11 protein-coding genes are annotated in these 12,700 nt (G+C 70.6%); 6 read left to right on the top strand and 5 right to left on the bottom strand.

All coding sequences use genetic code 11. The annotated features are described in order from the left end of the window. The first annotated feature begins 30 nt into the window (after positions 1-30). The 4 genes from C6C15_RS13215 (at position 31) to C6C15_RS13200 (ending at position 4,301) form a co-directional block, all read left to right on the top strand. Positions 31-1,458, top strand: a complete 1,428-nt coding sequence (locus C6C15_RS13215; protein WP_105950318.1) for a four-carbon acid sugar kinase family protein — start codon at positions 31-33, stop codon at positions 1,456-1,458. Next, the gene (locus tag C6C15_RS13210; RefSeq protein WP_060921257.1) at positions 1,455-2,345 is read left to right on the top strand and encodes an NAD(P)-dependent oxidoreductase; all 891 of its coding nucleotides are present in this window, start codon (positions 1,455-1,457) and stop codon (positions 2,343-2,345) included. The genes C6C15_RS13215 and C6C15_RS13210 overlap by 4 nt, the downstream gene beginning before the upstream one ends. Positions 2,346-2,384: 39 nt before the next feature. Then, the gene (locus C6C15_RS13205; RefSeq protein WP_060921258.1) at positions 2,385-3,806 is read left to right on the top strand and encodes a GntP family transporter; all 1,422 of its coding nucleotides are present in this window, start codon (positions 2,385-2,387) and stop codon (positions 3,804-3,806) included. Positions 3,807-3,899: 93 nt separating this feature from the next. Further along, positions 3,900-4,301 (top strand): VOC family protein, encoded by a 402-nt coding sequence (locus C6C15_RS13200; RefSeq protein ID WP_025102365.1) that lies wholly within the window; start codon positions 3,900-3,902, stop codon positions 4,299-4,301. Positions 4,302-4,387: 86 nt separating this feature from the next. Here the strand turns inward: C6C15_RS13200 and C6C15_RS13195 are convergent, their stop codons facing one another. Next, entirely contained in the window at positions 4,388-5,590 is a 1,203-nt protein-coding gene (locus C6C15_RS13195; protein ID WP_025102364.1) for a pyridoxal phosphate-dependent aminotransferase, read from the bottom strand. Between the two features lie 81 nt (positions 5,591-5,671). After that, complete coding sequence (gene ald, locus C6C15_RS13190) at positions 5,672-6,766, bottom strand: alanine dehydrogenase (RefSeq protein ID WP_029989077.1); 1,095 nt, start codon at positions 6,764-6,766, stop codon at positions 5,672-5,674. 106 nt (positions 6,767-6,872) lie between these two features. On the opposite strand from ald, the gene C6C15_RS13185 reads away from it, so the two are divergent. After that, a complete protein-coding gene (locus C6C15_RS13185) occupies positions 6,873-7,391 on the top strand; it encodes an Lrp/AsnC family transcriptional regulator (protein ID WP_029989076.1) in 519 nt (172 codons plus the stop codon). Positions 7,392-7,407: 16 nt separating this feature from the next. Here the strand turns inward: C6C15_RS13185 and C6C15_RS13180 are convergent, their stop codons facing one another. The 3 genes from C6C15_RS13180 to aceA form a co-directional block, all read right to left on the bottom strand. Then, the gene (locus C6C15_RS13180; protein ID WP_025102362.1) at positions 7,408-7,839 is read right to left on the bottom strand and encodes a hypothetical protein; all 432 of its coding nucleotides are present in this window, start codon (positions 7,837-7,839) and stop codon (positions 7,408-7,410) included. Positions 7,840-7,928: 89 nt separating this feature from the next. After that, positions 7,929-9,563 (bottom strand): malate synthase A, encoded by a 1,635-nt coding sequence (gene aceB / locus C6C15_RS13175; RefSeq protein ID WP_105950317.1) that lies wholly within the window; start codon positions 9,561-9,563, stop codon positions 7,929-7,931. A 108-nt stretch (positions 9,564-9,671) separates the two neighbouring features. After that, positions 9,672-10,997, bottom strand: coding sequence for an isocitrate lyase (gene aceA, locus C6C15_RS13170; protein WP_025102360.1), 1,326 nt, complete (start codon positions 10,995-10,997; stop codon positions 9,672-9,674). Between the two features lie 242 nt (positions 10,998-11,239). On the opposite strand from aceA, the gene C6C15_RS13165 reads away from it, so the two are divergent. Continuing rightward, positions 11,240-12,685, top strand: coding sequence for a helix-turn-helix transcriptional regulator (locus tag C6C15_RS13165; RefSeq protein ID WP_060921263.1), 1,446 nt, complete (start codon positions 11,240-11,242; stop codon positions 12,683-12,685). Positions 12,686-12,700 lie beyond the last annotated feature (15 nt).

The raw sequence follows: 12,700 nt of genomic DNA, 5'->3' as shown, positions 1-12,700 counted from the left end.
CGGGCCATCTTCCGGAACGAAGGAGTTCGTGTGCACATCGACGACCTGCTGGCCCCCCTGCCTGCACCCGTCGCCGTCACCGCGGCCGACGTCCGCACCGAGGTCGACCCCGCCGCCGTGCTCCTCGTCCTCGACGACGACCCGACCGGCACGCAGTCGGTCGCGAACCTCCCGGTCCTCACCCGATGGGAGCGCGCCGACCTGGACGAGGCGCTCGCGACCGGCGCCGCCGCCGTCTATGTGCTCACGAACACCCGGTCCCTCGACGAGGAGGCCGCGGCCGCCCGCAACCGCGAGATCGTCGACGTGGCCCTCGCCGCCGCCGAGGCCCAGGGGCGGCGCGTGACGTTCGTGTCCCGGGGCGACTCGACGCTGCGCGGCCACTTCCCGCTCGAGACCGACGTCCTCTCCGCGGAGATCGGCTCCCGCTCCGGTCGCACCCCCGCACTGACCCTGCTCGTCCCCGCGTTCCCCGACGCCGGGCGCATCACGGTCGACTCCGTGCACTACTGGGTGACCGACGGCGAGGCCACCCCGGTCGGCGAGACGCCTTTCGCGGCGGACGCGACCTTCGGCTACGGCTCTTCCGACCTGCGCGAGTGGGTCGCCGAGAAGACCGGCGGACGCATCCCGGCGTCCGCGGTCGCGGGTCTCGACATCCGCACCATCCGCGCCGGGGTGGACGCCGTGGCCGGCTTCCTCGAGGGACTGACCGACGGCACGGTCGTGGTGGTCGACGTGGTCGAGGAATCGGACATGCGCGTCGTCGCGCTCGCGCTGCACCGGTTGCGGGACCGCGACGTGCTCCTCCGAGTCGGCCCGCCCTACGTGCGCGCGCACATCGGACAGGAGATCGCCGAGCCGGTGCGCGCGGAGGACATCCCCTTCGCGCATGACCGCGGTGGCCTCGTGGTCGTCGGCAGCCACGTGCCGCTCACCACCGCTCAGCTCGAAGCTCTCACAGCGGCCCGGCCGAACACCCGCACGATCGAACTCGACGTGCGTGCCCTCATCGGCTCCGAGCGCGAGACCCACCTCGAGACGCAGGCGCACGCCGTCGCCGAAGCGCTCGCCACGGGGACCGTGATCGTGCACACCACCCGCGAACTCGTCACGGGTGCCGACGGCGACGAGAGCCTCGCGATCGCCCGCCGCATCTCCAGCGGCGTGGTCGAGCTCGTGCGTCGGGTCCTCGCCATCGCTCCGCCCCGCTTCGTCATCGCGAAGGGCGGGATCACCTCCAGCGATGTCGCGAGCGAGGCCCTCGAGATCCGCCGGGCCACCGTGCTCGGTCCCATGCTGCCCGGCCTCGTGTCGCTGTGGCAGCCGGAGACCGGCCCTGCCGTCGGTATCCCCTACGTCGTGTTCGCCGGCAACGTCGGCGACGCGGACTCCCTCGTCACGGTCGTCACCACGCTCGCAGGCGACGATGGAAACAACCCGGAAGGACACTCATGACATCCACCGTCGCTGTCATCGGACTCGGCGCCATGGGGCTGCCGATGGCCACCCGCCTCGCCGAGCGCTTCGCGGTGCGTGGCTTCGACATCGCTGCCGAACGCGTCGCCCTCGCCGCAGAGGCGGGTGTCACGCCGGCGGCGTCCGCAGCCGACGCCGTGGACGGTGCCGACGCGGTGCTGGTCGCCGTCCGGACCGGCGCGCAGCTCGAGGCGCTGCTCTTCGGCGAGGACGGGCTCGCCCCGCACCTCGCGGACGGCGCGGTCGTGATCCTCACCAGCACGGTGGGCACGGACGGCATCGATGCCATCGCCGCCCAGCTCGCCGCGCACGGTGCGCAGCTCGTCGACGCTCCGCTGTCCGGAGGGCCGGTCCGTGCCGGGGAGGGCGACCTCCTCATCGTCGTCGGCGCCACCCCGACCGCTCTGGAGACCGCGCGGCCCGTGCTCGACCAGCTCGCCTCGACGCTGTCCATCGTCGGCGACAAGCCCGGGGACGGCCAGGCGCTGAAGACCGTCAATCAGCTCCTCTGCGGCGTGCACATCGCCGCGGCCGCGGAGGCGCTCGCGCTCGCCGACGCCCTCGGACTGGATCGCGCCCGCACACTGGACGCGCTGACGGCCGGTGCCGCGAACTCCTTCATGCTCGGCAACCGCGGTCCGCGCGCCCTGCAGGCCTACGACGAGGACGGCGCCGAGGTGCTCAGCCGCCTCGACATCTTCGTCAAGGACCTCGGCATCGTCGGCGACGCCGCCCGCCGTGCGCACCTGTCCACGCCGGTCGCTGCCGCGGCCGAGCAGCTGTTCCTCCTCGGCGAAGCGCAGGGCCTCGGGGCCCTGGACGACTCCGCCGTCATCCGCGTCGTCGCACCCGAACGACTGTCCTGAGCGCGACGTCGCGCCCTCACTGAAAGAAGAGATCCAGAGATGCTTCCTCTTCCGATCCTCATCCTGATCGGCCTGGCAGGCCTCGGCCTGCTGCTCCTGCTCATCATCCGGTTCAAGATGCAGGCGTTCTACGCCCTCATCCTCGTGTCCATCATCGTCGGCATCGCGGCAGGTCTGCCGCTGACCACGATCCCCGCCGACGGTGACACCCCCGAGCAGCTCGGTGTCATCCAGGCGATCATCGCCGGTGTCGGCGGCACCCTCGGCTCGGTGGCCGTGCTCGTCGCCCTCGGCTCGATGCTCGGCAAGATCATCGAGCTGTCCGGCGGCGCCGAGTCGCTCGCCGGACGCTTCACCAGCTGGCTGGGCCCGAAGCGCGTGGGCATCGCGCTCGTCATCGCCGCCGGCATCCTGGCGATCCCGGTGTTCTTCGATGCCGGCTTCATCATCCTCATCCCCATCGTGTTCGCCTTCTCGAAGGTGGCCGGTCTCAACCCGATCAAGTTCGGCCTGCCGGTCGCGGGCATCATGCTCGCGGTGCACGTCGCGGTGCCCCCGCACCCGGGCATCGTCGGCGGTTCCGCGATCCTCGGTGCCGACATCGGCTGGGTGACGATCTTCTCCCTCGCGATCTCCGTGCCGCTCGGCGTGCTGTCCTACCTGGTGGCGAAGTGGATCAACACTCGCGAGTTCGCGATGCTCGCGGCCACGAAGGAGATGTACGACAACTTCGGCACGGAGAAGTCGACGCTCACCGGCGGACTCGGCGAGGGCGAGAAGGCGCCGGGCGCCGGCACCGTCCTCGGCCTCATCCTCCTGCCGCTCGTGCTCATCATGCTCGGCACCGCCGTGGCGCCGCTGTTCGAGGCCGGGACGTTCTGGAACGGATTCCTCAGCATGGTCGGCCAGCCGATCTTCGCGCTCATGGTCGCGATCGCCGCCGCGATGTACCTGCTCGGCGTGCGCCGCGGCTGGTCGGCCTCCCACCTCGGCGAGGTCATGGAGTCGGCGCTGCCGGCCGCCGCCGTCATCATCCTCGTCACCGGTGCCGGTGGTGCCTTCGGGCGTATCCTCACGGAGACCGGGATCGGTGGAGCGGTCGCCGAGGTGCTCGCCTCCAGCGGCATGCCCCTGCTGCTCGCGGCCTTCCTCATCTCCCTCATCATGCGTGCCGCCCAGGGATCCGCGACCGTCGCGATCGCCACCACCGCGGGGCTCCTGCTGCCGTCGGTCTCCGCGATGGGGCTCGACACCGTGCACACCGCGCTGCTCGCGGTCGCGATCGGCTACGGCGGCCTCGGCCTCAGCCACGTGAACGACTCGGGCTTCTGGGTGGTCACGCGGTACCTCGGCCTGTCGGTGAAGGACGGTCTGCGCACCTGGACGCCGCTCACGACGGTGCTCGGCGTGACCGGCTTCGCGTTGACCTGGATCCTCTACGCGGTGATCCCCGTCTCCTGACCCGTCCGCACGAACGGCCGTCGCCTCCGGGTGGCGGCCGTTCGGCGTCTCCGGCGGGTGGTGACCGGGGCCACGGCGGACTACGCTCGCGGGATGAGCGGACTGATCCCGTACCTGCTGTTCCCCGGCAATGCCGCAGAAGCGCTCGGCCACTACCGCGACGTCTTCGGCGGCGAGCTCCAGCTGATGGACTACGCGAGCGCCGGTCGTCACGACGGCCCGGGCGATGCGGTCGCGCACGGACAGCTCAGCGGGCCGGTCGAGCTCGCCGGGGCCGACGCGGGCGCCGATGACGACGCGGTGCAGATGAGCGGGATGTTCCTCTCGCTCCTCGGCACCGCCGCCCCGGGGACGCTCACCCGCTGGTACGACCGCCTCGCCTCCGGCGGCCGCGTGATCGACCCGCTGCTGCAGCGCCCGTGGGGAGACGTCGACGGCACCCTCGTCGATCGCTACGGCGTCCGCTGGCTGATCGGCTTCCACCCCGAGGACTGACTGACCCGAGACCCCGCGTTCACGCCGAGACCCCCTCGTACCTGCGCAGGTACGAGGGGGTCTCGGCGCTAAAGCGGGGTCTCGGGTCAGGAGGAGAACAGACGCTGCAGGCGCTGCACGCCCTCGAGGAGCTGGTCGTCGCCGAGCGCGTACGACATGCGGATGTAGCCCGACGGACCGAACGCTTCACCGGGGACGACGGCGACCTCGGCCTGGTCGAGGATGAGGTCGGCGAGCTCCAGCGAGGTGGTCGGGGTCACGCCGCCCCAGGTGCGACCGAGCAGGCCCTGAACGTCGGGGTAGACGTAGAACGCGCCGAGCGGGTTCGGGACCACGAGTCCGTCGATCTTGGACAGTTCCGACACGATGAGCTGGCGGCGGCGGTCGAAGGCCTCGCGCATCTTCTCGGCCTCGTCCTGCGGACCGTTGAGCGCCGCGATCGCCGCCTTCTGCGCGACGTTGTTCACGTTGCTCGTGAGGTGCGACTGCAGGTTCCCGGCGATCTTGATGGCGTCGGCCGGACCCACCATCCAGCCCACACGCCAGCCGGTCATCGCGTAGGTCTTGGCGACCCCGTTGACGAGGATCGTCTGGTTCGCAGCCTCCGGCACGGCCTCCACGATCGAGGTCGCCTTCACGCCCTCGTAGGTGAGGTTCTGGTAGATCTCGTCGCTGATGATCCAGATGCCGTGCTCCACCGCCCACTCGCCGATGGCCTTCGTCTCCTCGGCGGTGTACACGGAGCCGGTGGGGTTCGACGGCGACACGAACACGAGGACCGTCGTACGATCGGTGCGCGCCGCCTCGAGCTGCTCGACGGTCACCTTGTACTCCTGGTCGGCGCCGGCGAAGACCTCGACCGGGGTGCCGTCGGCGAGACGGATCGCCTCCGGGTAGGTCGTCCAGTACGGAGCCGGCAGCAGCACCTCGTCGCCGGGGTTCACGACCGCCTGGAACGCCTGGTACACCGACTGCTTCCCGCCGTTGGTGACGATGACCTGACCGGGGGAGACCTCGAGGCCGGAGTCGCGGAGCGTCTTGGCGGCGACCGCCTCGCGCAGCGCCGGCAGTCCGGGAGCGGGGGTGTACCGGTAGCTCGCGGGGTCGGCCAGCGCCTCGGCCGCCGCATCGACGATGAACTGCGGCGTGGCGAAGTCGGGCTCGCCCGCGGCATACGAGATGACGGGCTTGCCCTCGGCCTTGAGGGCCTTGGCCTTGGCATCGACCTTGAGGGTCGCGGACTCGGCGATGGCGGACAGCTTGCGGGAGAGAGGAGCGCGTTCGGTCACGGTTACGAGCGTACTCGGGTCGATACGGCGGGGGAGGTGTGGGATGCCGCCAAGATCCGAGGTTCTTTCGGGTTCGACAGGTCAGTCGGTGGAGAGGCCGTGCGCCTGGGCGACGGCGTCCAGCGTGATGCGTCCCCCCTGCACGTTGAGGCCCTTCGCGAGGGCAGCGTCGTCGGAGGCCGCCCGCTCCCAGCCCTTGGCCGCGATCGCCGAGACGTAGGGGAGGGTGGCGTTCGTGAGCGCCCGGGTCGCGGTCGTCGGCACGGCTCCCGGCATGTTCGCGACGCAGTAGTAGATCGAGTCGTGCACCGCGAAGGTCGGGTCGTCGTGCGTGGTCGGACGGGAGCCCTCGAAGCAGCCGCCCTGGTCGATCGCGATGTCGACGAGCACGGACCCCGGCTTCATGGCCGCGACCATGTCGTCGGTCACCAGCTTGGGAGCCGCGGCGCCGGGGATCAGGACGGATCCGATGACGAGATCCGCCGTCGTCAGCTCCTCGGCGATGTCGTACCGGCTGGAAGCGCGCGTCTCCAGAGCGCCGCCGTAGCGGTGCTCGAGTTCGCGCAGCCGGGGGAGCGCCACGTCGACGACGGTGACCTTCGAGCCGAGTCCGAGCGCGTTCGCCGCGGCGTGCTCACCTGCGACGCCGCCGCCGATCACCACGGTCTTCGCCCGCGGGGTGCCGGCGATGCCACCCAGCAGCATGCCGCGACCGCCCTGCGAGCGCAGCAGCGAGTGGGACCCCATGATGACGGAGAGGCGGCCGGCGATCTCGCTCATCGGCACGAGCAGCGGCAGGGTGCGATCCGGCAGCTGCACGGTCTCGTAGGCGACGGCGGTCGTGCCGGCCGCCACGAGCGCCTCGGTCAGCGGGCGGTCGGCCGCAAGGTGGAGGTAGGTGAAGAGCGTGAGGTCGGGACGCAGGAAGCCGTACTCCTCGGCGACGGGCTCCTTGACCTTGATGAGCAGGTCGGCCTCTCCCCACGCGTCGGCGGCGGTCGCCACGATCTCGGCACCGGCCGCGCGGTACGCGTCGTCGTCGATGCTCGACCCGACGCCGGCACCGGACTGCACGAGCACGCGGTGCCCTTCCCGCACGAGCCGATCGGCGCCGGCCGGGGTGAGGGCGACGCGGTTCTCGTTGTTCTTGACTTCGGTCGGGACGCCGATCTTCATCGATCCTCCAGGTGTCGGGGCGCAGGGTGCAGCCAAGGATCGCAGAAACGTCGAGACATCGACAGATTCGATGAAGACTCTTCGGCCAAGGCTCGAATCCTGAATAATGCTTCGTATGACCACCGCCGCCGCGTCATCCGAGCCGAACAGCGTTCGGGCGCCCGCGCTCGACCCCACCGACGCGCGCATCGTGCAGCTCCTCACCGCCGACGGGAGGATGACGAACGCCGAGCTGGCCGGACGGCTGGGAGTCGCCCCGTCGACGGCGCACGCACGGCTGCGCGGGCTGATCGAGCGCGGGGTCATCACCGGGTTCCATGCGAGCGTCGACGAACGCGAGCTCGGCGCCGGACTCCAGGCGATCATCGGCGTCAGCCTGCGCCCGGCCGCCCGACGGGAGAGCATCGTGGAGTTCGCGGATCGTGTGCGCGCGCTGCCGCAGGTGATCCAGGTGTTCTTCCTCGGCGGAGACGACGACTTCCTCCTGCACATCGCGGTCGCCGACTCGTCGGAGATGCGCGAGTTCGTGCTCGAGCACCTGTCCGCTCAGAGCAGCGTGGCATCGACCCGCACGAGCATCGTGTTCGACTACCACCGCAACTCGGTCGCCGCGTCGTTCCACTGAGTCGCCGCGCGGCGACTCAGGTCTCGAACGAGGAGGGGACGGCGCAGTAGTCGGCGAAACGCCGGGTGGGATGGGCCGGATCGGTCACGTCGACCAGGGCGTTCGCCGCGGTGTGCGGGGGCTCGTCTCCGGCGAGCTGCCAGAGGACGTAGTTCCACATCCCGCGTGCGCTCGGCGACACGATCGCGCCCGGTCCGGACACGAGGAGCACGGCGTCGCTGTCGGTGGCGCGGAACGGCGCCACAATGTCGGCGCGGAGGGCGGCTTCCTCCCCGTCCGCGGTGTGTGCGCGCTCGACGGTCTGGCCGGCAGCGGTGAGCGCGGCGGCCAGGCCATCCGCGGCCACGCGCGAACGCTCGGCGTCGGCCCCGGCGACCGCGACCAGCCGTCGCCCCCGCGGATAGAGGTGCAGGAACTCCTCGGCGATGCTGTCCCATACGGCGATCATGGCTCCAGGCTACGCCCGGCAGGGCGCGTGCGGGCCGGGTGGGACGTGAGGATGCCGCGGACCTCGCGGCCCGCGGCATCCCGGCGTCGTCAGTCCTCGTCGACCAGGAACCGGCTGTAGGCGCCCAGGGTGAGGAAGGTCGGGAACTCCTCGCGGAGGGCGACCTCGCGGAAGATCTCGGCGGCGTCGTCGAAGCGGTCGCCCTCGCGTCGCTCGACCTCGTCCAGCACCTCGCCGATCAGCCCTTCGACGTACTCGACCGTGATGGGGGTGCCGTCCTGCGTGGTGCGGTCCTGGTGGATCCACTGCCACACCTGGGAGCGGCTGATCTCCGCGGTCGCGGCATCCTCCATGAGGTTGTCGATCGCGACGGCGCCGAGCCCGCGCAGCCAGGCCTCCAGGTAGCGGATGGCGACCGAGACGTTGTCCCGCACGCCCTGCGCCGTGATCGGGCGACCGATGTGCAGGTCGAGCAGGTCGCGTGCCTCTACGTGCACGTCGTCGCGCTGGCGGTCGATCTGGTTCGGGCGGTCTCCGAGCACGGCGTCGAACTCGGCCTGCGCCGTCGGGATCAGGTCCGGGTGGGCGACCCAGGTGCCGTCGAAGCCGTCGCCGGCCTCGCGCTTCTTGTCAGCCGACACCTTCTCGACCGCGCGTGCCGTCACCTCGGGGTCGCGGCGATTGGGGATGAACGCGCTCATGCCGCCGATCGCGAAGGCGCCGCGCTTGTGGCATGTCTGCACCAGCAGCTCGGTGTAGGCCCGCATGAACGGCACCGTCATCGTGACCTCGCTGCGGTCGGGGAGCACGAAGCGGGCGCCGCGGCCGCGGTAGTTCTTGATGATGGAGAAGATGTAGTCCCAGCGCCCGGCGTTGAGGCCCGCGCAGTGGTCGCGCAGCTCGTACAGGATCTCGTCCATCTCGAACGCGGCAGGCAGCGTCTCGATCAGCACGGTCGCGCGGATGGTGCCGTGCGGGATGCCGATGTACTCCTCGCTGAAGGAGAACACGTCGTCCCACAGCTTGGCCTCTTCGCTCGACTCCAGCTTCGCGATGTAGAAGTACGGTCCGCGTCCGCCCTCGATCAGCGCCTGCGCGTTGTGCAGGAAATAGAGGCCGAAGTCGACCAGGGAGCCGGACGCCGAGGTGCGGCGGCCGGAGCGGTCGATGAAGGCGAGGTGCTTCTCCGGCAGATGCCACCCGCGCGGGCGCATCACGATCGTGGGGGTGCGCTCGGCGGTGACGCGGTACTCCTTGCCCTCGGGGGAGGTGAAGGAGAGCTCGCCCCGGATCGCGTCGCGGAGGGACAGCTGCCCTTCGATGACGTTCTTCCAGGTCGGGCTCGTGGCGTCCTCCTGGTCGGCGAGCCAGACGCGAGCCCCGGAGTTCAGGGCGTTGATGGTCATCTTCGGGTCGGTGGGGCCGGTGATCTCGACGCGGCGGTCCTCGAGCCCGGGGCCGGCGCCGGCGACGCGCCAGGTGGTGTCCTGACGGATGTGCGCGGTGTCCTCGCGGAACTGCGGGTCGTGCCCGTTGCCGATCTCGAAGCGGCGGCGCATCCGGTCGGCCAGCCGGTCATGGCGGCGGGAGGCGAATCGGTGGTGGAGCTCGGTGAGGAAGGCGATCGCCTCCGGGGTGAGGATCTCGTCGTAGCGATCGCGCATCGGCCCGGCGATCTCGATCGCGGGCCCCTGCCGGGTCGTCTGAATCGGTGCGGTGGTCATGATGGTGTCCTTTGCCTTATGCCGAGCCCCCGGGGTGTCGTCGAGACCCCGCGCTCCCGGTGTGTGCGGGGCGGGGTCTCGACGAGAACCGGGGGTCTCGGGGGAGAATCAGTGGAACTGGGCGGTCTCGGTGGAGCCGGCCAGGGCGAGGGTCGCGCTGTCGGGGTTGAGCGCGGTGGAGATGACGTCGAAGTAGCCGGTGCCCGCCTCGCGCTGGTGCTTGGTGGCGGTGTAGCCGTCGGCCTCGGCGGCGAACTCGGCTTCCTGCAGCTCGACGTAGGCGCTCATGGCGTGCTCGGCGTAACCGCGGGCGAGATCGAACATGGAGTGGTTCAGGGCGTGGAACCCGGCCAGGGTGATGAACTGGAACTTGTAGCCCAGGTCTGCCAGCTCCTGCTGGAACGTCGCGATCTCGGCGTCCGACAGGTGGCGCTTCCAGTTGAAGCTCGGCGAGCAGTTGTAGGCCAGGAGCTTACCGGGGAACTGTGCGTGGATCGCGGTGGCGAACTCCCGTGCCAGCGCGATGTCCGGCTCCCCGGTCTCGACCCAGAGCAGGTCGGCGTAGGGGGCGAACGCGAGGCCGCGGCTGATGACCGACTCGATGCCCGGGCGGATCCGGTAGAAGCCCTCGGACGTGCGCTCGCCGGTGGTGAACTCCCGGTCGCGCTCGTCGACGTCGCTCGTGAGCAGATCGGCGGCGAGGGCATCGGTGCGGGCGATGATGACGGTCGGAACGCCGGCGACGTCCGCCGCGAGTCGTGCCGCGTTCAGCGTGCGGATGTGCTGCTGCGTGGGCACGAGCACCTTGCCGCCGAGGTGGCCGCACTTCTTCTCGCTCGCGAGCTGGTCCTCCCAGTGGATGCCGGCGGCACCGGACTGGATGAGGGACTGCGCGAGCTCGTAGGCGTTGAGCGGACCGCCGAAACCCGCCTCGGCGTCGGCGACGATCGGCGCGAGCCAGTCCTGCGTGATCTCGCCCTCGGCGTGCTCGAGCTGGTCCTGCCGGAGCAGGGCGTTGTTGATGCGGCGCACGACCGCCGGGACCGAGTTCGCGGGGTAGAGCGACTGATCGGGGTAGGTCTGTCCGGCGAGGTTGCCGTCCGCGGCGACCTGCCAGCCGGAGAGGTAGATGGCCTTCAACCCGGCGCGCACCTGCTGCACGGCCTGGCCTCCGGTGTAGGCGCCGAGGGCCCGGACGTAGTCCTCCGTGTGCAGGAGGTTCCAGAGGTTCTCGGCCCCGCGGTGGGCGAGGGTGGCGTCCTCGCGGACCGAGCCGCGGATGCGGATGACGTCTTCGGCGGAGTAGCTGCGCTCGACGCCGTCCCACCGGGGGTCGGTGTCCCAGATCTCCTGAAGCTCCGCGGCCGTCTGGACCTGGTCGCCGGCGCGCAGGCCGGCGGGGCGCGGGGTGGGGGTCGCTGCGGTGTTCGTCATGGTGTCTCCTCGGATGGGAATCGGCGTCGGTGCCGATGGCGTGCCTCCACTCTTCGTGAAGTTCCCCTGCTCGCCCGCGCCGGATCGAGGAGAAGTTTGCGCGAATTTCTGTTTTTGTGACAGACTCGGCCCTCACGCCCCGCTCACCCGGCGTGCCGGGATCAGAAAAGACCCCGGCGCGGTCTCGCGCGGAGCGTTCCCGATCCCGCACCGACGCGGACGGTGGGCCGAGAGGATCCGACATGGACGACACCACGGAAGACGCCGACGCCCTCACCGTCGGCCGACGCATCCGCCAACTGCGCACAGCACGGGGCCTGACGCTCGAGGAGCTCGCCGCCGCGGTCGATCGCGCGCCGAGCCAGATGTCGATGATCGAGACGGGCAAGCGCGAGCCCAAGCTCACGCAGCTGCAGGCCATCGCCCGCGCGCTCGGGGTGACCATCGACGCGCTGCTTTCCGGGGAGCCGCTCGACGAGCGCAGCGCGATCGAGATCGCCCTGGAACGCGCGATGAAGGGGCAGACGTTCCAGGCGCTGGGCATCGCGCCGTTCCGCATCGCCAAGAGCGTGCCGACGGAGGCGCTCAAGGCGCTGCTCGCCCTGCAGGGCGAGATCGACCGCCTCAAGGACGAGCGCGCCGCGACGCCCGAGGAGGCGCGGCGCGCCAATGTGGACCTCCGGCACTTGATGCGGCGACAGGACAACCACTTCGCCGACCTCGAGGCGAAGGCGGCCGAGATCCTCGCAGCCGTCGGTCATCCCGGGGGGCCGCTGACCCAGCGCACCGCATCCGAGATCGCGGCGTACCTCGGCTTCACCCTCCACTACGCCGCCGACCTGCCGCAGACCACCCGCAGCGTCGCCGACCTCGCCAACGGCCGGCTGTACCTGTCGAGCAGCGTGCCGGCCAAGGGGGATGCCCGCACCGCGGTCCTGCAGGCGCTGTCGAGTCGCATCCTGGGGCACGCCGAGCCGCGCAGCTACGCCGAGTTCCTCCGCCAGCGCGTCGAGACGAACTACCTCACCGGCGCCCTGCTGATGCCGGAGGCCGACGTCGTCCCTGCCCTGCAGGACGCGAAGCAGCGGCGCGCGATCTCCATCGAAGACCTCCGTGACGCGTACTCGGTGTCGTACGAGACGGCGGCGCACCGCTTCACGAACCTCGCCACCCGGCACCTCGACATCCCCGTGCACTTCCTCAAGGTGCACGAGTCGGGCACGATCACCAAGGCGTACGAGAACGACGACGTGAACTTCCCGACCGACCGGCTCGGCGCCATCGAGGGGCAGATGTGCTGCCGCCGGTGGACCTCCCGGGTGGTCTTCGACGAGGACGACCGCTTCAATCCGTACTACCAGTACACCGACACCGGCAACGGCACCTACTGGTGCACCGCCCGCGTGGAGGCGTCGAGCGAGGGCCTGCACTCGGTCAGCGTGGGCGTGCGGTTCGACGACACGAGGTGGTTCGTGGGCAGGGACACCCCGCACCGCGGCGTCTCGAAGCACTCGGTCGAGGTGTGTTGTCGTCGGGCCCCCGCCGAGCTGGAGGAGCGGTGGCGCGAGAACTCCTGGCCCAACGTGAAGACCCCGCGCACGCTGCTGGCGACTCTGCCCACGGGAGCCTTCCCCGGGGTGGACACCACCGACGTGTACGAGTTCCTGGAGTCTCACGCGCCCCGGTGATCCCGCTCGGTACGC

The organism is Microbacterium sp. str. 'China' (assembly GCF_002993305.1).
Lineage (GTDB): Bacteria > Actinomycetota > Actinomycetes > Actinomycetales > Microbacteriaceae > Microbacterium > Microbacterium paraoxydans.
This window is presented reverse-complemented; position numbering and strand designations above follow the sequence as displayed.

What these genes read in the sequence shown, in the direction of transcription:
- C6C15_RS13210 (WP_060921257.1), top strand. Translation starts at nt 1,455, where the DNA reads ATGACATCCACCGTCGCTGTCATCGGACTCGGCGCCATGGGGCTGCCG.
- C6C15_RS13205 (WP_060921258.1), top strand. Translation starts at nt 2,385, where the DNA reads ATGCTTCCTCTTCCGATCCTCATCCTGATCGGCCTGGCAGGCCTCGGC.
- C6C15_RS13200 (WP_025102365.1), top strand. Translation starts at nt 3,900, where the DNA reads ATGAGCGGACTGATCCCGTACCTGCTGTTCCCCGGCAATGCCGCAGAA.
- ald (WP_029989077.1), bottom strand. Translation starts at nt 6,766, where the DNA reads ATGAAGATCGGCGTCCCGACCGAAGTCAAGAACAACGAGAACCGCGTC.
- C6C15_RS13185 (WP_029989076.1), top strand. Translation starts at nt 6,873, where the DNA reads ATGCTTCGTATGACCACCGCCGCCGCGTCATCCGAGCCGAACAGCGTT.
- C6C15_RS13180 (WP_025102362.1), bottom strand. Translation starts at nt 7,839, where the DNA reads ATGATCGCCGTATGGGACAGCATCGCCGAGGAGTTCCTGCACCTCTAT.
- aceB (WP_105950317.1), bottom strand. Translation starts at nt 9,563, where the DNA reads ATGACCACCGCACCGATTCAGACGACCCGGCAGGGGCCCGCGATCGAG.
- aceA (WP_025102360.1), bottom strand. Translation starts at nt 10,997, where the DNA reads ATGACGAACACCGCAGCGACCCCCACCCCGCGCCCCGCCGGCCTGCGC.
- C6C15_RS13165 (WP_060921263.1), top strand. Translation starts at nt 11,240, where the DNA reads ATGGACGACACCACGGAAGACGCCGACGCCCTCACCGTCGGCCGACGC.